This is a genomic window from Photorhabdus machadonis (assembly GCF_052657765.1).
Genome location: NZ_CP199761.1, coordinates 4224031 through 4245054 on the forward strand (window position 1 = coordinate 4224031; position 21024 = coordinate 4245054).

27 protein-coding genes and 6 pseudogenes are annotated in these 21024 nt (G+C 41.2%); 18 read left to right on the forward strand and 15 right to left on the reverse strand.

The genetic code is table 11. From position 1 onward, the window contains the following. Positions 1 to 185 precede the first annotated feature (185 nt). Positions 186 to 947, reverse strand: coding sequence for an IS5 family transposase (locus ACUN2T_RS20275; RefSeq protein ID WP_445494372.1), 762 nt, complete (start codon positions 945 to 947; stop codon positions 186 to 188). 91 nt (positions 948 to 1038) lie between these two features. On the opposite strand from ACUN2T_RS20275, the gene ACUN2T_RS20280 reads away from it, so the two are divergent. The 9 genes and pseudogenes from ACUN2T_RS20280 (at position 1039) to ACUN2T_RS20320 (ending at position 5893) form a co-directional block, all read left to right on the forward strand. Next, positions 1039 to 1314, forward strand: coding sequence for an integrative conjugative element protein, RAQPRD family (locus ACUN2T_RS20280; RefSeq protein WP_113044271.1), 276 nt, complete (start codon positions 1039 to 1041; stop codon positions 1312 to 1314). Beyond that, a complete protein-coding gene (locus ACUN2T_RS20285; protein ID WP_445494730.1) occupies positions 1311 to 1547 on the forward strand; it encodes a TIGR03758 family integrating conjugative element protein in 237 nt (78 codons plus the stop codon). Before ACUN2T_RS20280 ends, ACUN2T_RS20285 begins: the two co-directional genes overlap by 4 nt. 39 nt (positions 1548 to 1586) lie before the next feature. Beyond that, the gene (locus ACUN2T_RS20290) at positions 1587 to 1973 is read left to right on the forward strand and encodes a TIGR03745 family integrating conjugative element membrane protein (protein ID WP_445494732.1); all 387 of its coding nucleotides are present in this window, start codon (positions 1587 to 1589) and stop codon (positions 1971 to 1973) included. A gap of 17 nt (positions 1974 to 1990) precedes the next feature. Continuing rightward, positions 1991 to 2368: a TIGR03750 family conjugal transfer protein gene (locus tag ACUN2T_RS20295; RefSeq protein ID WP_445494734.1), complete on the forward strand. Its 378-nt coding sequence runs from the start codon at positions 1991 to 1993 to the stop codon at positions 2366 to 2368. Next, a pseudogene (locus ACUN2T_RS20300) lies at positions 2365 to 2643 on the forward strand (DUF2895 family protein); the annotation flags it as partial. The gene ACUN2T_RS20295 and the pseudogene ACUN2T_RS20300, both read left to right, overlap by 4 nt. Continuing rightward, a pseudogene (locus ACUN2T_RS20305) lies at positions 2642 to 3073 on the forward strand (TIGR03749 family integrating conjugative element protein); the annotation flags it as partial. The pseudogenes ACUN2T_RS20300 and ACUN2T_RS20305, both read left to right, overlap by 2 nt. Beyond that, complete coding sequence (locus tag ACUN2T_RS20310) at positions 3063 to 3263, forward strand: hypothetical protein (RefSeq protein ID WP_445494736.1); 201 nt, start codon at positions 3063 to 3065, stop codon at positions 3261 to 3263. The pseudogene ACUN2T_RS20305 and the gene ACUN2T_RS20310, both read left to right, overlap by 11 nt. 43 nt (positions 3264 to 3306) lie before the next feature. Continuing rightward, positions 3307 to 4611 (forward strand): IS4 family transposase, encoded by a 1305-nt coding sequence (locus ACUN2T_RS20315; RefSeq protein ID WP_445494738.1) that lies wholly within the window; start codon positions 3307 to 3309, stop codon positions 4609 to 4611. A 397-nt stretch (positions 4612 to 5008) separates the two neighbouring features. Continuing rightward, entirely contained in the window at positions 5009 to 5893 is an 885-nt protein-coding gene (locus tag ACUN2T_RS20320) for an IS982 family transposase (RefSeq protein ID WP_445494444.1), read from the forward strand. Between the two features lie 33 nt (positions 5894 to 5926). Here ACUN2T_RS20320 and ACUN2T_RS20325 read toward each other — a convergent pair. Beyond that, positions 5927 to 6196: pseudogene (locus ACUN2T_RS20325) on the reverse strand (transposase); the annotation flags it as partial. Between the two features lie 46 nt (positions 6197 to 6242). Between ACUN2T_RS20325 and ACUN2T_RS20330 the strand changes: the two are divergent. Further along, positions 6243 to 6371: a hypothetical protein gene (locus ACUN2T_RS20330; protein ID WP_262209412.1), complete on the forward strand. Its 129-nt coding sequence runs from the start codon at positions 6243 to 6245 to the stop codon at positions 6369 to 6371. Positions 6372 to 6507: 136 nt separating this feature from the next. Here ACUN2T_RS20330 and ACUN2T_RS20335 read toward each other — a convergent pair whose 3' ends face one another. Further along, positions 6508 to 6729, reverse strand: coding sequence for a hypothetical protein (locus ACUN2T_RS20335; protein ID WP_445497994.1), 222 nt, complete (start codon positions 6727 to 6729; stop codon positions 6508 to 6510). A gap of 476 nt (positions 6730 to 7205) precedes the next feature. Here ACUN2T_RS20335 and ACUN2T_RS20340 point away from each other — a divergent pair, with 476 nt between their 5' ends. Together ACUN2T_RS20340 and ACUN2T_RS20345 are read left to right on the forward strand one after the other, a co-directional pair. Further along, complete coding sequence (locus ACUN2T_RS20340; protein ID WP_445494740.1) at positions 7206 to 7691, forward strand: GNAT family N-acetyltransferase; 486 nt, start codon at positions 7206 to 7208, stop codon at positions 7689 to 7691. A 1-nt stretch (position 7692) separates the two neighbouring features. Then, on the forward strand, positions 7693 to 8130 hold the full coding sequence (locus tag ACUN2T_RS20345; protein WP_445494742.1) for a pyridoxal-phosphate dependent enzyme: 438 nt from the start codon (positions 7693 to 7695) through the stop codon (positions 8128 to 8130). On the opposite strand, the pseudogene ACUN2T_RS20350 reads toward ACUN2T_RS20345, so the two are convergent. Both ACUN2T_RS20350 and ACUN2T_RS20355 read right to left on the reverse strand, forming a co-directional pair. Beyond that, positions 8119 to 8922: pseudogene (locus ACUN2T_RS20350) on the reverse strand (IS5 family transposase). The gene ACUN2T_RS20345 and the pseudogene ACUN2T_RS20350 sit on opposite strands and share 12 nt — an antisense overlap. A 293-nt stretch (positions 8923 to 9215) precedes the next feature. Further along, positions 9216 to 10136 carry an Abi family protein gene (locus ACUN2T_RS20355; RefSeq protein ID WP_445494743.1) on the reverse strand — a complete coding sequence of 307 codons (921 nt, stop codon included), beginning with the start codon at positions 10134 to 10136 and terminating at the stop codon, positions 9216 to 9218. 605 nt (positions 10137 to 10741) lie between these two features. Between ACUN2T_RS20355 and ACUN2T_RS20360 the strand changes: the two genes are divergently transcribed. Then, positions 10742 to 10900: a hypothetical protein gene (locus ACUN2T_RS20360; protein WP_214085543.1), complete on the forward strand. Its 159-nt coding sequence runs from the start codon at positions 10742 to 10744 to the stop codon at positions 10898 to 10900. Between the two features lie 210 nt (positions 10901 to 11110). Here ACUN2T_RS20360 and ACUN2T_RS20365 read toward each other — a convergent pair whose 3' ends face one another. Next, positions 11111 to 12136 carry an IS630-like element ISPlu3 family transposase gene (locus tag ACUN2T_RS20365; protein WP_445494745.1) on the reverse strand — a complete coding sequence of 342 codons (1026 nt, stop codon included), beginning with the start codon at positions 12134 to 12136 and terminating at the stop codon, positions 11111 to 11113. Positions 12137 to 12413: 277 nt separating this feature from the next. After that, the gene (locus tag ACUN2T_RS20370; RefSeq protein ID WP_445494746.1) at positions 12414 to 12668 is read right to left on the reverse strand and encodes a helix-turn-helix domain-containing protein; all 255 of its coding nucleotides are present in this window, start codon (positions 12666 to 12668) and stop codon (positions 12414 to 12416) included. A gap of 403 nt (positions 12669 to 13071) precedes the next feature. On the opposite strand from ACUN2T_RS20370, the gene ACUN2T_RS20375 reads away from it, so the two are divergent. Together ACUN2T_RS20375 and ACUN2T_RS20380 are read left to right on the forward strand one after the other, a co-directional pair. Continuing rightward, on the forward strand, positions 13072 to 13302 hold the full coding sequence (locus ACUN2T_RS20375) for a helix-turn-helix domain-containing protein (RefSeq protein ID WP_445497941.1): 231 nt from the start codon (positions 13072 to 13074) through the stop codon (positions 13300 to 13302). 254 nt (positions 13303 to 13556) lie between these two features. Next, complete coding sequence (locus tag ACUN2T_RS20380) at positions 13557 to 13919, forward strand: hypothetical protein (RefSeq protein ID WP_445494748.1); 363 nt, start codon at positions 13557 to 13559, stop codon at positions 13917 to 13919. Between the two features lie 345 nt (positions 13920 to 14264). Here ACUN2T_RS20380 and ACUN2T_RS20385 read toward each other — a convergent pair whose 3' ends face one another. The 7 genes from ACUN2T_RS20385 to ACUN2T_RS20415 form a co-directional block, all read right to left on the reverse strand. Further along, positions 14265 to 15197, reverse strand: a complete 933-nt coding sequence (locus ACUN2T_RS20385; protein ID WP_445494750.1) for an Rpn family recombination-promoting nuclease/putative transposase — start codon at positions 15195 to 15197, stop codon at positions 14265 to 14267. A 208-nt stretch (positions 15198 to 15405) separates the two neighbouring features. After that, a complete protein-coding gene (locus ACUN2T_RS20390) occupies positions 15406 to 15741 on the reverse strand; it encodes a hypothetical protein (protein WP_445494752.1) in 336 nt (111 codons plus the stop codon). A gap of 1 nt (position 15742) precedes the next feature. Continuing rightward, positions 15743 to 16465, reverse strand: coding sequence for a hypothetical protein (locus ACUN2T_RS20395; RefSeq protein ID WP_445494753.1), 723 nt, complete (start codon positions 16463 to 16465; stop codon positions 15743 to 15745). A gap of 54 nt (positions 16466 to 16519) precedes the next feature. Then, entirely contained in the window at positions 16520 to 16717 is a 198-nt protein-coding gene (locus tag ACUN2T_RS20400; protein WP_445494754.1) for a hypothetical protein, read from the reverse strand. A 190-nt stretch (positions 16718 to 16907) separates the two neighbouring features. Then, positions 16908 to 17276: a hypothetical protein gene (locus ACUN2T_RS20405; RefSeq protein ID WP_445494756.1), complete on the reverse strand. Its 369-nt coding sequence runs from the start codon at positions 17274 to 17276 to the stop codon at positions 16908 to 16910. Further along, complete coding sequence (locus tag ACUN2T_RS20410) at positions 17273 to 18052, reverse strand: hemolysin BL-binding protein (protein ID WP_445494758.1); 780 nt, start codon at positions 18050 to 18052, stop codon at positions 17273 to 17275. Before ACUN2T_RS20410 ends, ACUN2T_RS20405 begins: the two co-directional genes overlap by 4 nt. A 24-nt stretch (positions 18053 to 18076) precedes the next feature. Then, a complete protein-coding gene (locus ACUN2T_RS20415; protein WP_445494760.1) occupies positions 18077 to 18421 on the reverse strand; it encodes a hypothetical protein in 345 nt (114 codons plus the stop codon). 146 nt (positions 18422 to 18567) lie between these two features. On the opposite strand from ACUN2T_RS20415, the pseudogene ACUN2T_RS20420 reads away from it, so the two are divergent. After that, positions 18568 to 19608 (forward strand): annotated as a pseudogene (locus tag ACUN2T_RS20420) (IS630-like element ISPlu16 family transposase). Here ACUN2T_RS20420 and ACUN2T_RS20425 read toward each other — a convergent pair. After that, the gene (locus tag ACUN2T_RS20425) at positions 19603 to 20049 is read right to left on the reverse strand and encodes a RepB family plasmid replication initiator protein (RefSeq protein WP_445494761.1); all 447 of its coding nucleotides are present in this window, start codon (positions 20047 to 20049) and stop codon (positions 19603 to 19605) included. The pseudogene ACUN2T_RS20420 and the gene ACUN2T_RS20425 overlap by 6 nt on opposite strands. A gap of 89 nt (positions 20050 to 20138) precedes the next feature. On the opposite strand from ACUN2T_RS20425, the pseudogene ACUN2T_RS20430 reads away from it, so the two are divergent. Together ACUN2T_RS20430 and ACUN2T_RS20435 are read left to right on the forward strand one after the other, a co-directional pair. After that, positions 20139 to 20312: pseudogene (locus ACUN2T_RS20430) on the forward strand (transposase); the annotation flags it as partial. 115 nt (positions 20313 to 20427) lie between these two features. Next, positions 20428 to 20916 (forward strand): hypothetical protein, encoded by a 489-nt coding sequence (locus ACUN2T_RS20435; RefSeq protein ID WP_445494763.1) that lies wholly within the window; start codon positions 20428 to 20430, stop codon positions 20914 to 20916. Positions 20917 to 21024 lie beyond the last annotated feature (108 nt).

Sequence of the window (21024 nt, forward strand, 5' to 3'; positions counted from 1 at the left end):
GTAGTGCAGGCGGCGCAACGATTGAAACGTTGAAAACCTATGTCAGATCGCAGGAAACCCCTGGTTAGCTCCCCTTACTATCGCCGCCCGATTGGGCGACGGTTTACGGGGCAATTGCTAAAACCCATTTTTCCTGATGTTTTCTCTTTCAATATTAGGGGCTGTTGATGTTTTAAAGTCATTATTCAATCAACCCACATCGGCAACCAGACAATGATGAATGCGAGTGCCACCATACTGGTATAATTCCGTTCAAGTTTATCGTATCTCGTTGCTATTGCTCGAAAATGCTTAATTCGAGCAATAGCATTCTCGACTAAATGGCGATAACGGTATAAGCACTTATCAATACCCTGGTCTGTTTTTCGACTATTTTTACGATAAGGGAGCACTGGAGTCGCATCCCGTTGTTTAATAAACATCCTGAAACGCTGACTGTCATATCCTTTATCAGCAATAACTGCTTCGGAAGTGGGAGACTTGGAAATAAGGCTTTCTGCGTGAACACTGTCATGAACCTGCCCCCCCGAAAGTTCAAAATGAACGGGCAAGCCTCCGCTGTCTACCGCTAAATGGATCTTGGTTGAACGTCCACCACGACTTTTGCCTATCGCCTCGTCGTTATCTGAAGCAGCTCCAGCACTATGTTGATGAGCCCGAACGATAGTCCCATCAATGAACAACCACTCTGTATCTGCAATCGCAGATAACCCTTTGAAAATAATCTGTAAAATACCTCTCTTTGACCAAGCGTTGAAACGCGAAAAGACCGTATTCCATTTGCCGAATTCTGTGGGTAAATCGCGCCAGGGGATGCTTGTTCTCATCCGATAAATAATGCCTTCCAAGGTCAAACGGTGTTCAGGTTTATCATAAATCCAACCGGTGTGTTGCATGAATGCGGATAGCTTATTCCAGTAGAGATCTGTTAACATTGTTCTCGGCATGATGGTGAGGTCTGGTTGTTTTTTGGCGAAAGTAATTATATCAAATCATCATGCTGTCTAATAATCCCCCGAAAAACATCAACAACCCCTAATGAGTTGGCCTGTGCTGGCCGGGGAAAAAGATGAGCTGGCCACCACACTCAAACAGCTTGACCAGGTGCAGGCCAGTTTGGAACGCGCCCGGGTTTTGGCCGTTCAGGAGGGGCAGGCAGACCGTTTTTATTTTGATTATCTACGTGCTAACCGGGACCTCAATATTGTCCGTGAAGGCATTAACCGCTATCTGACCCCCTCCCGTGCCCAACCCGGGATTTCTGCGGCAGCGCTAGATGTGACCGGTCAGTATCGTCAGGAGCGAATACGGTGAACGAGGTACAACGCAATGCATTCAGGGCGGCTTCCGGCAATCTCGATCCTCATGTGATGCAATTTCTCTGTATCGGTTTACTGATAGCGGTGCTGTTTCTTTGGGCCGCATGGGGAATGGTGGACGTCTGGCAGGGCTGGGCCAATGAAAAGGTCCGTGAAGCGGCGATGAACCGTTTTGTCATTCGTGTGGTGTTGTTGCTGGTGATGGCTATCTGGATGTTTGCCAGCTAATCGGTTTTTAACCTGTAATGGAAAAAAGGGAAGAAGGAAATGGATCTGTTAAACCGGGGATGTCAGTCACTGTTCCGCCTGTTTGTCCGTATCAATACCTGTGCAGTGTCACTCAGTGTGTTGGCTTATCTGGTTTGTCAACCTGTGACAGCGGCATTGCCAACGGTTGAACCGCCTTCCAGCGGGAGTGGCGGTGGTATTTTTAATACCGTCAAAGGTTACTTGCAGGACGGCATAGTAATAGGCGGGCTGGTCGTTGCCGCGATCACGTTTATCAATGTGGCGACCGCGGCAATTCATACTTTTTCTGAAGTTCGCAGTGACAGAGCCTCCTGGACTAAATTTGGTGCGATTGTGGTGGTTGGCGTGGTGCTGTTAGTGGCGGTTATCTGGCTGCTGGGCAAATCGACGTCCATTCTCTTTTGACCCCAGGAAGTGTCAGTATGGTTCAGACTATTCGTTTTTTACCTGACCGTCTTAACGCCGAACCTGTCGTGTTCCGGGGATTTACTACCCCAGAACTGGGCTGGACGGCATTAACGGGACTGATAGCTGGCACGGTCATTGGTTTGTTACTGACACCGGTAACGGGTTGGGTGATGATACCGACGGTGGCACTGATTGCGCCGTTGTTATTGATTGCCTTTGGCGGCAAATACCTGGCCCGGATGAAACGCGGTAAACCGGCGCATTATCTCTATCGACGGCTGGAGGTTAAAAAGCGGTGCTGGGGTCTGGGTGACCCGTCACTGATTATCACCTCACAACGCTGGTCGTTGCGCCGCCGTCACCGGGTAATGACCCGAATGGGGCGGTTATGAGCCGTTTTCGTCATGCAATTCAAGATCGGGACCAGCATATCCTGACGTTACGTGCGGCCTGTGGTGTGCTGGTTTTGTTGTTGTTACTGAGTCTGAGTGGCTGGATGATGGCGCCGAGAGCGTTAACCATTTATACGCCGCCGGATGTCCGCAGTGGTAGTACCCGCCCGTGGTGGCCAGTGCCAGTCTCCCAGGTCTATGCCTTTGGTTTTTATATTTTTCAGCAACTGAATGCTTGGCCGAAAGACGGGGAAGTCGATTATCCAGCGAAAATATACGGCTCCGCTGCCGGTGGTCCTGACCCGTTACGCCGCGCAGAATCTGTATGCACCGCTGCGTACAGTAGAAGCTGTTCCCGGCATTCACCCGGTATCATTGGCGTTGTCGCCCCGATTGACCACATTGTATCCCTCTGCGCCGGTAATAGTCTCCCCGTTAGGGGGCTGGGGTGTGGATAACCTCACTGTGGTGGCGCTGAAAGTGCGTAATACCCACCGTGAGAACGTAGTGCTTGATCCACGCAGGTTGCAGGGGCAATTCATAGCAGCGACCTTTCAGCATCGTTGGCTGGGACCGTCAGGTACGCCGGAAGACACGACTACCGTCTATTTGGTGGTGAAAGGTCGGCCTGACCGTGCCTTTCTGCCTGAACCGATGAGGTCAAAAACGCCCATGAAGCAACAAGGAAATCCCCATGCAAATTAAGTCAAACGGTCTGGTGAAATGGGTCGTGCCTGCTTTTGTTATTGCGGGGCTGGTCGTGGGGATCAGGAGTTGTTGGCAATCAGAGATGCCCGTCAGCCAGACAGTGAGTCATCAGGCTTTGGCGGAACTGTCTCCCGGGGAGCTGAGGGCATTGGGGATTGAGGGGGACAATGGCATTCGGTTAAGATAACAACTATGCTATAAAAATCTAAGTTTCCCCGGAGAGTATGCTGATGGATATATATCATTTTCTGAACAAAACTTTTTTTGATTCATGCTCAAAAATTGACAAATCCTGGCGAAAAAGAAAAAGGTCAATAGACACAAAATTGATTGTTCTATTTCTCATGAAAATCATATCAGGGAAAAATAACCACGGATACTCTTATATTATTAATGAAATATGGGCTGAGTGCATTCGTGAAAAAATACCGTTACCTCAGCATAAGCCCGTCTCGGCTTCATCAATGTGCGAAGCCAGAATGAAATTACCTGATGATGCAATAAAAACCATAAACAAAAATATCGTTTCTGTATGGGAAGATAATACCCATCCCGAAACATGGAAAGGACATCGACTGTTTGCTATAGATGGCTCAAAATTAAACATTCCCAGAGGGTTGCTGGAAAATGGATATAAAACACCCAAAAACACATCACGACATTATCCCTATGCAATGATGAGTTGTCTCTATGATGTATTGAATTCGATCATATATGACGTTGATTTTGTTAACCATAATAATGAGAGGGCTTGTGTCGAAAAGCATCTCCAGTGTTTAGATAGCAATGCTATCGTGATCTTCGATCGGGGATACTTTAGCTATTACTTGTTATATCAAGTAATGCAAAACAATCTGAATGCAGTATTCAGAGTACAGGAGGGAAACAGGAATAAGGCTATTAGAGATTTTTCTGACAGTAATTCAGATGATCTTATTGTTAGTTATACGCCATCGGAAGCAGTAAAGTCAGATCTTAGAAAGAGAAAGCTTCTTTCAGAATTCCCATGCTTAACATTAAGACTAATAAAGCATACTGACCGAAATGGTGAATATATTCTTGCCACTACTCTTGTTGAACAAGGATATTATGAAGCCGAAGCCTTTCATGATTTATATCATCATCGATGGAATATAGAAGAGTTATATAAATTGTCAAAGTCAATCCTTTGCATTGAGGATTTCCATTCACAGAGTGAGAAAGGTGTCAGACAAGAAATCCAAGCGCATATATTATTACTGAACCTGGCAAGGATATCGGAAAATGATATTAATCACAGAGGTAACGATAGCGACTGCATTGATAGCAGAGAAAATAAACAGAAATTGAATTTCAAAAACTGTTTGTTTCTCGTTGTAAAACACTTGTCTTTGCTGATGCAGGGGATAAAAAAACATTTAAAATCATTTTATTGTGCTCTTTCAGAGGGACTTGCCGGAATGACTCAACGGGTGAGGCCTGGGAGGCACTATCCACGAAAATCTATGCGTCCCAGAACCCGATGGAACTCTTTTGATGCCCCAGCAAGAGGTTAACCGAATGCCATTGGTGAGTGAACTGCCCTGCATCAATAGGGATGGTATGAAATCTATGGTCACCCCCGTTTTTGCAACACTGATTTTGATGTAGGGTTGGCTTGCTTAAATCTATCCGGCGTCTCTATAGGCAAAGATGCCCGCGCCACGATGAGTTCCGCGCCTGATGAACCTGAAAAAAATATCGGCTTCGATGAGCCATTTTCATACTCAGATTCTTCATCAGGCCGATAGGCCGTTCATATCATCAATAATCAGTCTTAGCAAAACCAGATGGGTAACTGTCTTTAACTACTTTATCATTAACCTGAGCTTCGCTTAAGGGAAGGGAACTAAAGTGCCTGAGGCACGATCAAAGTTTTTGCTAAAGAAAACAAAATCGTGGAGACCCTCAGGCATGGTTAATTTAGAAGAACTTTACTGCTGCGTCGATGACTTTTGCCAAAAATTTATTCCTCTCTGGCATCAACAACTCATTGAACATGGATTACGTAAACGACACCGGGAGGCATCTCTTTCTCTCAGTGAAGTCATGATGATCCTCATTTTATTTCATATGAGTCATTATCGTGATTTTAAAACATTTTATATTGAACATGTAAAACAATATCTTACAGCCGATTTCCCCGGATTAGTCAGCTATACGCGTATCCTCACCCTGAAAAAAAGGGCGCTTATTCCTTTATGCGCTTTTCTTTCATCACGTAAGGCACAAACTCAAGGAATTGCTTTTATTGATTCCACCAAAATTGCTGTTTGTCACAATCGTCGTATTCCTCGTCATCGCGTATTTGAAGGGATGGCACAACGAGGTAAAACGAGCACAGGCTGGTTTTATGGCTTTAAACTTCATTTGGTTATCAATGATTGCGGTGAATTGTTAGCCGTGAAACTCACCGCAGGAAACCAGGATGATCGTCAGCCAGTCAGCGCGTTGACAAAAGGACTCACAGGCTGTTTGTATGGGGATAAAGGGTATTTGTCCCAGGCTTTATGCGATGAGTTAGAAGCGGAAGGTGTCACGTTAATCACCAATGTCCGGAGTAACATGAAAGCCAAAGCATTATCTCTCTGGGATAGGTTGATGTTAAGACGGCGATTTTTGATAGAAACGGTCGTCGACCAGCTCAAAAATATTTCTCAGATAGAACATTCAAGGCATCGCAGTCAGCTCGGTTTTTTGTTAGAAGTTGCTGCCGGTCTTATTGCTTATACATTCCAGCCTAAAAAACCGAGCTTGAATCTACGGGATAATGAGATCGCTATCTTTAAACGAAGCTGAGGTCATTAGCCTGTTGAATCAGATTGACATAGATCAGACCCGATATTCATTTTGCTGAGTGGTGATTGCCCACGCGATCCGTGCCAGCTTGTTTGCCAGCGCACAGGCAACGACATTCGAATGCTTCTTATTCAGTTGTTCCCGAACCCACTCAGCCAGTCTGCCCCGTTGATGTTCCAGCCGCATCATGAATATGCGGGCGCACTGAACCAGTAACCTGCGCAGATTTTTGTTGCCTCGCTTGCTGATACCCAGCAGGGTGGTTTTTCCGCCTGTGCTGTATTGTCGGGGCACAAGCCCGGTATCCATATAGAGGACTTCCCTCTTAAACATCTAAAGGATAACTATTATGGGTCTTAAACCTGGTCCTAAACCAATTGCTAAATCGACAGGTGAGCCTGATAAACGTCGACGTGATAATAAAGATACTCCTGGTAATACTCCGGCATTAAAACCTAGTAAATCCACAGGAAAATAAGTAACTCAGGGTGTGGATAAATTATCCATACCCTGACTACCATTCCGCCAAGCTTTAATCAGTGAATTGCTACTGGTGATCCAAGCTCTGCCATGTCATGTCTGCTCCAGACATAACATCCGCTCTTAGCAGCCGTTCAGTTACCAAAAGCAAAAAGCCCGCTCAGGTTTCCCTGAGCGGGCTTCTCTAATATGGTTCCTCTGACTGGGATCGCCTTTGCCAGTAACTGGCTAACAAATAAGCTAAAGAAGAATTCCCTGCCTGTCAAGACCCCCAGAATGACCACCATCAGACACGGGTTGCATAAAACTAGCTGGCGTTCTTTAAGGAAGGTGGTGATCGTAAGTAGGGTGCCCACCGCAAGAAAATCGGCGTACTCATTCCTCCCCGAAAAGGAGAACCATCTAAGGGCAAAACTTTATGACAAAGTGAATGTATTCATTACGGATAGCAATGTACGGTAGTTCATCCTGTTTCACGGGCTAATGTATAGTGAGTTAATTGATTTACTTATATTAATCAATGTAATGCTGTGCATTGGTTGCGCATTTTTATGCAAAAAAAACCGATTTCAAGATATCATCTCATTAGAGATAAAATATTATTTTTATTCTCTTTGTGCTTTAATTCTCCGTTGCAATGTTGCGTGTTTATTTTTTTGTAGGTTTTAATTCTGTTTTTTGTTTTTTTATGGAGCAATATGATTTCCTGGTTTTTATTGGTGAGATTTTGATTGGCATAAGAAATTCTAAAGTGATAACTTATTACAAACATTGAATAATTGAAATATTTATACATATTCTCTATTGTGAAAGTTTGGGGTGAGGTATAGGAATGTTATCTCTAAAAGAATGCACTGGAAGTGAAATTGGGGAATATTGCACCATCTTTGTTAATGAATATAAGATGGATCTTATTAGAAACCATCAGTTCAGCCAGTTAGAAGCGCACCAAAAAGCGAATGCTACATTCAACACCTCTTTTCCTGACAACCAGCCAGCAAAAAATAATTCCCTGCTCCGTATTAACAAAATACTCAGCGATGTCCCTTGTCATGTCGGTTACATGTGGTTGCTTTATTATCCCGAAGAGCAATCGGTATTTATAATGGATTTCTACATATCTCCGGAATATCGTAATAAAAAAATTGGCCATGAGGCGATGAATAACGTGATAGCGATGCTTGAAAAAAAGAAAATGGCTACACTGAAATTACGCGTTGAGCCTGATAATCAAGCAGCTATCGGACTATATAAAAAAACAGGGTTTGATATTACAGGGATAAACATGACTCACAGGATAACTCCAAAGGGAGTGTAAAATGATATATCAAGCGGCAGAGAGCATTAATGATGGACGGGTTTTTCTTAAAATTGATGAGTTCATTAAAAATAATAGCATCTATGTTAAAATAGAAAACATGAATCCCGGAGGGTCAATAAAAATAAAAACTGCGATAGCATTAGTTGATGCGGCAGAAAAAAACCTATGTTTAAAAAATAAAAAGCATGTTATCGAATCCAGCTCGGGTAATTTGGGGATAGCATTAAGTATCATTTGCGCGGCAAGGAAATATAAGTTCACTTGCGTTGCCGATAAAAATACATTGCCTCATACTATCAAAGTAATGAAAGCCTATGGGGTGGAAGTTATTATCATCGAAACTCCCCATCCTGAAAGAGACTATCTCGGTGCAAGGCTCGATTATATAAAACAAAGACTACTATCTGATACTAGGCTGCGTCCCTTAATTATTTAACCGCCTGTAAAAGAGTCGAATACAGCCTAATTTCACCATGGACAAATAGTGTCGGGCGGTTTTTTCGTAACGGGTTGCAATACGCCGATTTCCTTTCAGAAAACCGAAACAGCGTTCGACAACATTGCGGTTACGATAAGCCGGTTCATCAAATTGCGTACGACCATCAGAACAGCCTTTTTCATTGATTTTATAAGGAATTACGCTCTTGATCTTCAATTTACGCAGATAACCGCGAAGCTTTCTACTCGAGTACCCTTTGTCTGCCAGCACCGCTTTGCCGCGCCGTTTCAGGAAACCATTTTTGCGTTGTATACCAATGCCGTCGAGCAAAGGGATGGCGGATTGACTTTCATGAGCTTGCCCAGCGGTCAACATCAGGTTGAGGGGAAAACCCTTTCCGTCGGTTGCCAGGTGGATTTTGGTGCCATAACCACCGCGTGAGCGACCCAGCGCATGATCGTCAGTGATATCGGGATGTTTTTTTTCGCGCCTGCCGCATCTTTACTCGCGCGAATATTGCTGCCATCCAGGCAAATTTCAGCCCAGTCAATCGAGCCTTTTTCATCCAGAATGGACAGTAACCGATTAAATCGGTTATAGACCGTTTTCCAAGAACCATAGCGTTCAGGTAAATCACGCCACGGTGCCCCAGAGCACAAGACCCAGAACATTCCATTCATCACACGGCGGTGTTCAACATGTGGACGTCCTGCCCGCTCTGAATGGACCGGAGGTAAAACAAGGTTCTATCACTACCCATGCGTCATCAGGAATGTCGTAACGTGCCATCATCTTTTTCCCATATTGAAAACAGTTTAGATGATAGTACTATTAATTTACATTAAGGGACACAGCCTAGAGTCGTCAGCATTTCTATATATGTAGCTACTATATCACTGAATTCTCGTTTGAGATTTTGACATACTATGCTTGTGTCCTCTACTGTACATATAGCCAAGCGGCGGCAAGCGTTTCTTCTGTATGTGGCAAAAAAATGGCCAGCCTAGCTACTTCAGTTAGATGTAAAATATAAAATTTGTTAGTATATTTCTGCCTTTTTACTTAGCTTTAAAAGGCCGTTGTTACTTTCTTCTAACATTTTTTGCAACCCATGTGCCATTTGTATTGTCTGGCTCGAAATTCACGTTGATACCTATTTCGTGAGGTAAATTCTTTTCATGATTTCCATGGGCATCGAGAACAAATAGATTACTTGGATGTTTAAATGCTTTTATTGAAACCACCTTACCTTCAACCTTTACAATTACACCATCCAATCTTGTTTCTGCAATGTTTGTATTATACCAAGCCTCTATATCTACTGGATGTACTTGATCAAAATCTTTGGCTGCCTGTTTGAATCTCTCAATAGTTTCCTTTTTACACAGTTGTGTTATTTGCTCTATACTTTCCATAATAACAATTGTTTTGAGATTAGAGGGGTTAATATACTTAATTAAGTTCAAACACATCTTAAAACTATTGAGTACTGTATTAATGTGACCTTCAACTGAAAAACTTTTCTTATTATGCCATATAGGCTCATGATGAGCGATTCTATTTCGAAGAAAATTAAGTTTTTTTATGTCGTTGGTTATATGCTTGAAAGTCACTTTTTCACCTGGGAATGAAAAATCTATCATTTCCGGCCATATTTTAAGGGACCCCTGTTTATCAGATTTATGATGATTGGAGCAAATGTTACTCCATACACCAAATGTAAGCTTTGCAATCAATTCATCCGGAGTTACTTCTCTTTTTTCTTCTTGGATAGAAGAAAGGGCATTTTCCACTGCCTCACGGCTTTTTATAAATTTGTTATCTTCTGTATTTAAATAGAAATGTTGAATCCAGTTTCTGTCTATTGTCATTTCAGCAGCGGCAGGGGGAAGCCCACTATCTATAAGTTTTTGCCGTTGATATGCTAAGTGACCATAGTATAAACTGTTTCTTAGCGAAACTTCTAAAAGTTGTAATACAGGAAAAAAAGTGGCGCAGAGCATATATAGAGTCCTAAACATTCAGCTTCATCTTCTGTGTTAAAACCTCTTTTGTAAGTTGATATACGTCTTTCTGATATTGACATTAGAACACTTTTGACGGTCATTGTAATTCATATCCTTTTCTCACATGATTTAAAATAATATAATAATGATTATGGTATTTCATCTATACTTTTCACTTGCCTCTTTTCCATTCTTTGTGATTCATTACAGGCTGTTGTTTTAGCAGCAGGATGCTTGACGCTATCTGTTTGTTGCTGTAGTATTCCCTCTGCTGATCGCGGCTATTGCCGCTAGCAACGTGCTAGGGTCACAGATGATGGAAATCATGCTGCTGATGCCGAAAGATATTCGGGATAAACCCCTGTTGAGAAATCAATAGGGGTTTTCTCGTTTTTTTAATTAGAAAGGCAAAAATTAATATACGGAAATCCTATTTACTGGTATTTGTTAGTACTATAAATTGCACATCTTTATTTGTCTCAACAGAAGGTACATTCATAAGAAAGCTTTAAGTCATGCGGTTTCTCAGCATCGTGAGCATCAGAAAAACACAGATTTTTGATTTTTATAACTATAGTACTAAATGATGATAGGGGAAGGTTATGCAATCAAAACGCCGAATTTCTGAACTTAAGAAAATGTCCGTAAAAGAACGCAAAATTGAAGGCATGCGTCGAGCTAGGGCTGCTTTTGATCTGGCTGAACGTACAGGTACGTTAACAAAACGTCCTGTTATCGTTGAGTGCTGTTTTTTTCGTTAGCTTGATAAAGCTTTGTCTGTGACTTCCTTTTGAGTGGTGGTGAGCTTTTAGGTTGGTTTACCTAGTTCGTAATTATTCTTCGGGTGTTTTACACAATTGACCCACACACTCAGTTCTCCGTGCTGTTTCTCAATGTGATGCATTTTTATCTGGCTATTCGCCTGACTAAGTGAAAATTGAAAGGTATCGTCATTCTATACCCAAGAAACTTCAAGATGCAGTTTTTAGCACCTGAAAATGGTCGTTAATTCTAGACATCAGCGAGTCCGCTATATCCGGTAGCGTTGTGGTGAAAAATTTGAAGACGTTGTCTCGAAATTCATGTTTATCAGCGAAATAACGGTTATTTCGAACCTGTTCATTCATGACCTTCCATAATCGCTCTATCGGGTTTAAATTTGGGCTGTATGGCGGAAGGTAATGTAATTCAATATTGCTAACATAAGCCCACTCCTTAACAAGATGAGCTTTGTTGTCACCCGCCCCATCCACAATAAGATGAATTTTTTGATGATAGTCAGGATAAGACTTTCTTATTTCATTGAAAAAACAGCAAATATTGTAGTCATTGAGGGTTTGATATTCCTGGAACACCGTACGACCAATGGCATTCAGGTTGAGCGCGCCCAATATATTCAGGCGAGTCCGGCTTCCTGTTGTCTTGACGGTTTTTTTCTCGCCTTTTCGCATCCAGCCATAACTGAGTTTGGTGCCTTGAGTCGGGTGAACAGCGTCAAGAAAAAGGATGGGTTCGTCTTTCGCTGTGACTTTAAGATTCTCATAATATTCAATAAATTGTCGCTGTTTTTCTGCGTCGAATTTATGAGGGACGCCACCCGGTTTTTTATAAGAAAAACCCTGACGGTGTAGCCATTTATTCATGCCGGGAATGCTAAAGGTAATCTTCCAGAGCTGAGCAACATAGGCCACGATTTCATGGGTGTGATGGAAAAGATGTTGAGATAAGTGATTGATTAAAAAATCAGTTTGTTCTCGGGAAAGCAAACTATCAGACCCTCCATTGTCAGATTTAAGTTTACCTTGATTAAGGTAATCACTGATATGGCGGTCAACGGTGGTCTGATGGAGTCGCAATGCCTGGGCGATCATCACAGAACGCCACCCTTCAGAAGCCAGAAGGATAGCTTTTATTCTGTCTCGTACCTGACCATCACGAGTGGTGTCGTGAAGACGTTCAAGTTTGATTTTTTGTTCTGATGTAATAAATATTTTCATAGCGAGGATAAGGATCTCCATTTCGGATAAAATCAAGCATCTTCAATGATTACGGGTATATACCTATGCTTAACTCTACGCTGTTATGAGCATCAATCGGTTGTGTTTAATTTTTTTCTTGACTTATCAGGGTAGTAATACATTGCAAGATTTCTTTATCTGTTTATTCATCCCCAGCAAGAGCCATTTTGATTGCTTGTTTCAAGCTTGATCTAATATGAAGCTTATCAATGGTATCCTTGATATCTTGTTTTTCATGAGCCATTGTTAATAGCCCTTAAATACCTTTACGATGAATTAATTTTATAAGCTTATCTACTTCGCATAGATTTAGGGAGTTAAAAACCAAGTTCCAGGAATGTCGTAGCTCAATATCATCATAGTGTGCATCTGGTGTTTCAAATTTGAAATTTTTATCCCCATTTGCAAGCCAATCCAAGCTTACATTTTCCTTATTAGCAACAATTTGCATATATTTTAATGATGGGCTTGTTCCTTTATTGATGTAGTTATTGAGAGTTGAGTAAGGCAAGCCCTAATCTTTTGCAGCAGTCCTAATGTTTCTTTGCCCTACAAGTTGTAATAACCTACTGATAAAACCTTCTTTTTCTTCATCACTAAAATAAGCACCTGATGCTTTTTTGTTTTTCATTTTCTCAATTTTCATTCAATTGGTTGATTTTTAATTAAAAATTATTCCCTAAAGATAATATTTTCAAATCAGGGGATTTTTGGTTCTAATTTGCTTTACAATTTTCAAATTTAGATCAATACCTGTGTTCCAGTGAATAATTTCCCAAAGATTATTTGCACTGACAATTGGTTAGAGTAATTGAAATATAGATTGAAGTAAAACGTACTACTAACAGAGTTTAAAGTAAAGAATGTTACTCGTCGTTTTACAGTATTATTAGATAGTTATACCCGATTGGAGAATTATTGTGGAGAAAAAAGATTGGCATTCGGCAGATATTATCGCTGCGTTAAAAAAGAAAGGAACGTCATTGGCTGCCATTTCTCGGGAAGCTGGACTGGCATCGTCAACATTATCCAATGCTTTACAGCGTCCCTGGCACAAAGGTGAGACAATCATTGCGAATGCATTGGGACAGAAGCCTGATGAAATCTGGCCTTCCCGTTATCAGAAAAGAAGGAAGGGATATTGATCTCGAAGAGAAAAAATATGGTGGCTGCTATAGGAGCCATAAAAGCAACGCTCTGAAAGTGAGGCAACACAATCAGAGCGTCTAACCACAACATTACAAGAACTAATGTATGGCTAATATGAATAGTAACATATCCTCATACTCAAAGCATTATACATTTAACGCACAATCTAATGTAGAAATCAAAGTACACACCTTACTTGCGGACTTTTCTTTGGTTTTAATTTTTTGTAAACCAATTGGGAAGCAATATTATGCACAGTAGCATCCCTGATACTCCCGACGACGGTGATATATCTGATGTGAATACCCTATGGTCTGGCATGTCGGATGCGATTACATCACTGGATCTCTCATGTGTTAGTGATACTGTACTGTGTCAGCTAATTGAATCATCCAAAGAAAATACTATGGGCATTTGTCATGGAGTAACTTTTCTTGGTGACTCAATGTTGTCGTTTGCCAGTAATAATATCCATGAATTTACTCCAGAGAGTTTGTGTCAGCTCGGGCATAGCCTATCAGCGCTGAGTTCTCTATTACCGATGCTGTTTACCATGCATGAAAAAGCGAGTGGTGAATATCGTCGTAGAACTTCGAAAAACGAGATAAAATAGCTTTGTCAAATGAAACCGGAAAATTTTTGGATGGTTTTCCGGTTTAAAGGCATAAACTATCGCCGACAGGGTGTTCGATACTCATCAGAGCTGATTTTTCCCCTTCCCGAGGCTCGGTAAAAGTTTCTTTTGATGTATGGGCCCGTGTATTTTGTGAGTGGTGTATTAGTTCAGATTAGATCTGACACTTCGATTTGAAAAGAAGAGAGTTACCCGTTTTGATTAAAGGTCGCGGTAGGAATAGCCAGTAACGGCTATTCCTACCGCGACCAATGAACACATTAATAAAAAGGACGTTAGTTGCTGCGGCTGACGCTCTTAATGGGATTCCTTCTGGTGTCAGAATCAATGACGGATCTGCGCCAACTCGTCTTCAGATAAGCCAGTCGCTTCGAGAACAGCCTCGCGAGGCATCCCCATTTTCAGAAGGCTGTGGGCAACGTCGAGTTTACCCAGCCGCACGCCTTCTTCACGTCCTTTCTGTTCACCCAACTGAATCCCTTTCCGAATCCCGCGTTGTTCGCCCTCGAGGCGGAGTTTTTCAGCGATAGTCATCAGAGCTTCCTCATGCTGTGGCACACGTGATGCCAGAGTGTTTAGCAAAGCAGCCGGATCGTGAGATTCTCCCGCCTGCAGCATATAGTTTATCACAGATATCAGCTGTTCCTGTGTGGTATATCCTTCCAGTAACAATGTTACCAGCTGGTCAAGCAGCTCGGTCAGATCACGCTGGCGAATGTGTTTCTGCAACATTTCGAGCACAGCCATACGACGATGTTTCATTATTTCGTCGTCCGGAATAACGGTAATATCAACCAGCGGAAAATCTTTATTGTACAGCTCGCCGGCAAGTTCCGGATCATCGAACTCCAAAAGCCAATTCATCGGATACGGACTGATCTTTCCCTGGTAAAATAATACGGGTATCACCAACGGTAATGTTTTATGACCAGCATCAAGATGACGTTGCATGGCAGCAATGGCATAACGCAACATACGAAAAGCCATGTGTTTATCAGGCGAGCTTTGATGTTCAATCAGACAGTATACATAACCGTCACCCTTACCCGTTTTCAGTGAATACAAAACGTCACTGTAGTATGGCCGCAGATCGTCTTCAATGAAGCTTCCCGATACCAGTTGCAGCGTATTCAGATCACAAACCTTCAGCAGAGTTAGTGGTAAATGGAACTGTAGAAAATCTCTGGCCGTATCTGGATGCGTCAGAAACTGCTTAAAAATAGCATCATGTAATGTTGGCGTAGTGTTCTTCTTCATTGTTCATCATATCCCTGTAACCCCGATACTCATTTTAACATATTCTCCGGAGGTTCACAGAGAGATCAGTTCAGGTAAAAGGTTAAATGACCCTCGACAGAAACCAACCCCACATTTGTGATTTTTACTCCTACCTAGGTCAATACGCATCCATAAATCAAGAGAACCTTGCTCTAACAGAACAAGGCTTTTTGATACATAAAATGTATTAATTGATTTTATTAGCTTTTTCCATAACAATTTTTAAGTTATCACGGGCATCTTTTTTTGTTTTGCCTTTACCTTGTATTGTTTTTGCATACTCCTCTACAGATATAATTTCATTTTTAGTTATGGTGTTATCCATTCTAGATACATCAAATTCAATAACATACTTACCATTAACAAGATAAGTATAAATATCTACACCTTGATCTATACCCTGACCTAAGAAATAAGCTGAATTAACAACCCCAAACTCTTTTTTAAAAAAAGGGATAATATTGTTTTGTTCTAATAACTTAAAATCAACCAACATCTTTTTTGCTAATTCATCTACATTCATATTACATCTTTCCCGGAGTTGCTGTTATCAAATTACCATGTTTATCTGTAAGAATTGTCATAGTATTTGTTGGTTTTCCATCACTAAATTTATCGACACCTATATTTCTATCAAAAGTAATTACTCGTTCATAAAGAATCTCTTTTTGACCAGTTGTCTTATTAATTGAAATACGAGTATTACTAATAGGTATTTTTGTAACTTCTGAACTCTTAAGGATATTTTTCACTTCAGACTGACTGATAGTAAATTGACTCGCGTTATCTTTACCAGAAAAATGACGTTTAATAACATGCTCCCAACCAGCCTTAGAGTCACCATTTTGAACATTGATACGAGATTGAACAATTGGGTGATCTAAATTTGTTTTAGCAATTACATTATCAGCACCGTTTGAAATTTTATATCCATTGACAGTAGAGATTTCCTTCCCTTTTTCGGTATTAACCTGCTGACCTTGGGCTGCATTGATGGCACTCTTACCTGCCTTACTAATCCCACCGGCAACCGCCGCAGACGCCGCAATCCCCGTCTGCCCCATAATCTTCACGATTTCCTGGGTCGTCTCTTCTGAGCCGCCGGTGATTTGGGCACGATGGAGCACTAAATTCCGTGATGCGTCAATATTCGACATGGCACCGCGTAAATCTGCCCATAGCCGTACTTCTGCCGGCGTAAGGGAATCCAGCCCCTGTATTCTGGCTTTTTCCTGAATTTCACTCATCCGGGCGCTGTAATCACCTTGCAATGCCCGCAACTCTTTGGCAACAGCAACGCACTAGTCAGCCCCGGAACACGTTGTTATCCGCTCCTGAACCTTATCATACTCCTGCCGATATTTATCCCTAACGGCAGAACGGCAACTGCTATCACCCTGACAATTAACCAGTTCCTCACTGCGCGATTGGTTCTTCTCCACACTGAGGTGGTTGTTGTCTACAACAACACACTCCATTGCGGAGTTGACCGCCGACATTAAATTTTTTCAATGAATTCAGTTAGTTAAAAGCAACTTTCCCCGGTATGATTCGATGTCCAGCTCACAACGCCCCGACGCGACTTTTCAGCCTGATAAGCCACTTTTCCCAGACGTAATGAACTACCCCTTTTAAATGTCGGATGATTGCCTAACATTTGGGGCAGTTTACAATAGCCGGGATCAATGTTCATTTATTAGGTGGATAGCTGTAATAATCTGGGATTACGTAATCTTCTGGAATAGAAGGTAATTCACATTGTTCACTCCAGCCAACTTTTTCAATATCTTCAAAGATATTCAGGAAAAAATTTGATAAATCAAGTGAAATAACTCGAGCCATAACTAAAGCACACTTAGCCGTTATCATATCTTTCCTTTGGATTGCATCTGTCAATAAATTCAGTTCTATTTCTAACTTAACTAAGTCTTCTTGCAGTCTATTATCAAGATCTAATCGATAATCGATACTCCAATCCGAATCAACAAACTTAAAATCAGCAGCACTGATTTTTGACAGTTCTAAGATTGCACGTTTAATTTGATCCAAACCACTCATTTTAATTTCCTACCCATAGCTTTGTCTGTTTTGGCTTGATTAATGCTCCCATCAAGGTTGATAACAACCTTAAAGTTTCCTCTTTTGTCAAAGACTTCCAAGTGGTTCTTATGATCGCCGTCCAAATAAAATTGATCACCTTTTTTGATATGAGTCCCAATATCACTTGAAGCTCGATAAATACTCTGACCATCATACATTTTACTTGTTTTTTGTGAATTCGATTTTGTTTGGCTCCCAAAACCCGATTGCCTGAAGAATTCACCCATATTACCAACTGCCCCCTGATTCGGTTGATATGGTTGTTTACCTTTTCCGTCATCCCCGCGGCCTTTTGCTCCAGCTTTACTGATCCCTCCAGCCACTCCCGCAGACGCCGCAATTCCCGTCTGCCCCATAATCTTCACGATTTCCTGGGTGGTTTCTTCTGAGCCGCCGGTGACTTGGGCACGATGGAGCACTAAATTCCGTGATGCGTCAATATTCGACATGGCACCGCGTAAATCTGCCCATTCCCGTACTTCTGCCGGTGTGAGGGAATCCAGTCCCTGCATTCTGGCTTTTTCCTGAATTTCACTCATCCGGGCACTGTAGTCACCTTGCAATGCCCGCAGCTCTTTGGCAACAGCAACGCACTGGTCAGCCCCGGAACACGTTGTTATCCGCTCCTGAACCTTATCATACTCCTGCCGATATTTATCCCTAACGGCAGAACGGCAACTGCTATCACCCTGACAATTAACCAGTTCCTCACTGCGCGATTGGTTCTTCTCCACACTGAGGTGGTTGTTGTCTACATCTTATTTTACAACATCTCGTGATAAGAATAGACCAGTATAAGGATCGAAAAATATTCTTCTTCCATAAAAATCAACAACAAAATATTGCCCTTCAACGACGTTCAACCCTTCATATGGGTAACTTATTTGGCCTTCTTTTTGTAAATCTGACGGCTCTATTTGCCAAAGAAATTCTCCATTATTTGTATAAGAAAATAGATTATTTAGCCCATCATCTCCTATAGGAATATCAGTTAAGACAAGAACAGAACCATTATCAATTTCTATCGCCTTAATAATCTTTTGATTAAGTATAATTAAGTGCCCATTAATATTAATCTTGTTATCGTTAACTAAGATAGCCATTTTGATGTCCTATTTTTTTTGAAGAGCCCGTTCATTAGTGAATGTAAATAACTTTTCAAAATAATAGATCACTTGGAGGGAACTCAGTCCGATTTTTGCGATCTGATCAATTGCGAAAAATCCCAAACCCCAACACGGACTGAGTGATGCCTATCATAGCACCTATACCTCAAGATGAATGCCAGAAAATGAGAAAACTTATCCATAAAACCCGTGATAAGAACTATTCCCGTCGATTAACGGCGTTATTGATGCTCAATGAAGGATTGACAGTGACTTATGTCGCCAAGACCCTTCATGCCGCACGCTCTTCCGTCAATCGTTGGGTTCAGTGGTTTACATTATATGGGCTGGAAGGACTCGAAAGTTTACCCGTTGGCCGACCTGTTGTCTGGGATCTCTCCCCGCTCTATAACCTCTTACTTTTCTTATTACAGCAATCCCCCCAAAAGTTAGGCTATCTCCGCTCTCGCTGGAGCCTTGAACTCATGACTCATACCCTCAATGAATTACTCAACCTCTCTCTGACGCAAAATGTCCTTTATCGTTACTTTGCTCAGGTGGGGATTGTCTGGCGTAGAGCGGCACCCACAGTGAAACAACCTGATCCCGAATACGATGAGAAAATGGCAAAGATCGCGGAAGCCAAAGCGAACATTTCAGAAAAACATCCCGTTTTTTATGAAGATGAGGTGGATATTGATTTAAACCCGAAAATCGGCGCGGACTGGTGCTTCAAAGGACAACAAAAACGGGTTATCACCCCGGGAAAAAACGAAAAACATTACCTTGCGGGCTGCCTTAATGCCCAAACAGAGCAAATCACCTATGTTAAAGGAGTAAAAAAGAATTCTGATTTATTTATCAAAATGTTAGATGAACTGAATCATCAATATCCCCATGCGGAAACCCTCACATTAATCTTAGATAACTACTGTATTCATAAAAGTCAGAAGGTAAAGGACTGGCTGGCATGACATCCAAAATTTACCCTGTTGTTTTTACCGGTCTATTCACCGTGGCTAAATAAAATAGAACGGTTATGGCAATCGCTCCATGAGACAATAACGCGAAATCATTGTTGTCAATTTATGTGGCAGTTACTGAATTATGTTGATGCCTTTTTGGCATCGTTTTCATCACAGCAAAAGCCAGGAAGACAAAAAATGGGTGTAGCACAATTATGAAATCTTATTTAGTGATATATATCTAGTTTGAAAGTCAAATCTCTGTATAAATAACTCATACAATCTAATATTATATGAGTTAGTCAAAGATGAAACATTTCGGAGTAAAATATTTGTGAAAGAGCCTTGTAGCATTGTTAAGTAAGATAAAACAGTATCAGCGAAAGTTATTTCAATTTTCCCTTCACCTGAAATATATGTTGCTCTTTCTTGTAACCATCTAACCTCTCGTTTGACATTTTCTTCTTTAACAAAAATTGTTCTATCCCAAAGTCGATCAACGGCTTTGTTTAATTCCCTTTCTGCATTTTCTCTACCCATTTCAGGAAAGTTACAAAAAAACTCAGAGGCTGTAACTGTCATTGTTTTTTGCGCTTCTGCTGGGATATTAAAAGCCTTTAGCTTGCTAATGTAGGTAAGCAAAAAACGTTGTTCTTGCAAGGTTAACTTGTAACCAGCTTCAACTAAGAACCTATCCCAAAAGGAATTGTCATATTCTATAATGAATAATTTCGAAAGGTATAGAGAGTATGACAAACAACAAATGGCGGCTCAGTGATGAACTTTGGGAAAAAATGATGCCACTTATCCCCAAACATAAAACTCAGCATCCGCCAGGTACACATCACAAACGTGTTGATAACCGCGCCACTATGGATGCCATCTTCTTTGTGCTCAGAACGGGCTGCCAATGGAACGCCCTAAAACCCTATTGGGATAGGATCTTATTTAGGATAGCCCCATAAACTATATTATTGTTTTACACATATAGTTTATAATAGGATTTTTTGGCTAAAATTAAAACCAATAGGATATAACATGACAATTAAGCTTGATGATATAACTAACTTTGAGGAAAATAATTTAAATTTATGGAAACCCAGACTTCCTGAATTTACACCTCAAGGATATGCTAACTGGCAATTTATTACTATCAATAATAAAAAAGCATTATTATTCAATACCAATGGTGGCATTGATAATAGTGGTAGCGTTTTGACAAAGCAATATTCCAATTTGATTATTGGCCATTGGTATAGTTTCACCGTTTATGTCCGTCGTTATAATAATGTTAACCCTGCGCCAAAAATTTCTCTTCGTGTAGGGGGATCTGAAAATGACTCATCTAATGATATTACCATTTATGGAGATACTATACCTGAACAAGGTAATGGAACAATTTTATCTGGTCTGATAAAAGCACAAACTCCTACATATTATTTTAAAATATATAATAGCACACCAGACTCTCTTGGTAATGATTTCTCAATATCACGTATTCAAGTAACAGAACACGTGTGGTTGTGAACCAAAATACTAGAAATTTTTACCACTCCGACCCAGTTGTTATTACAAGCTCATCCAAATCGATGAGCTTTATGTTTAAATAACTTATATGGACACCGACTCAATTCA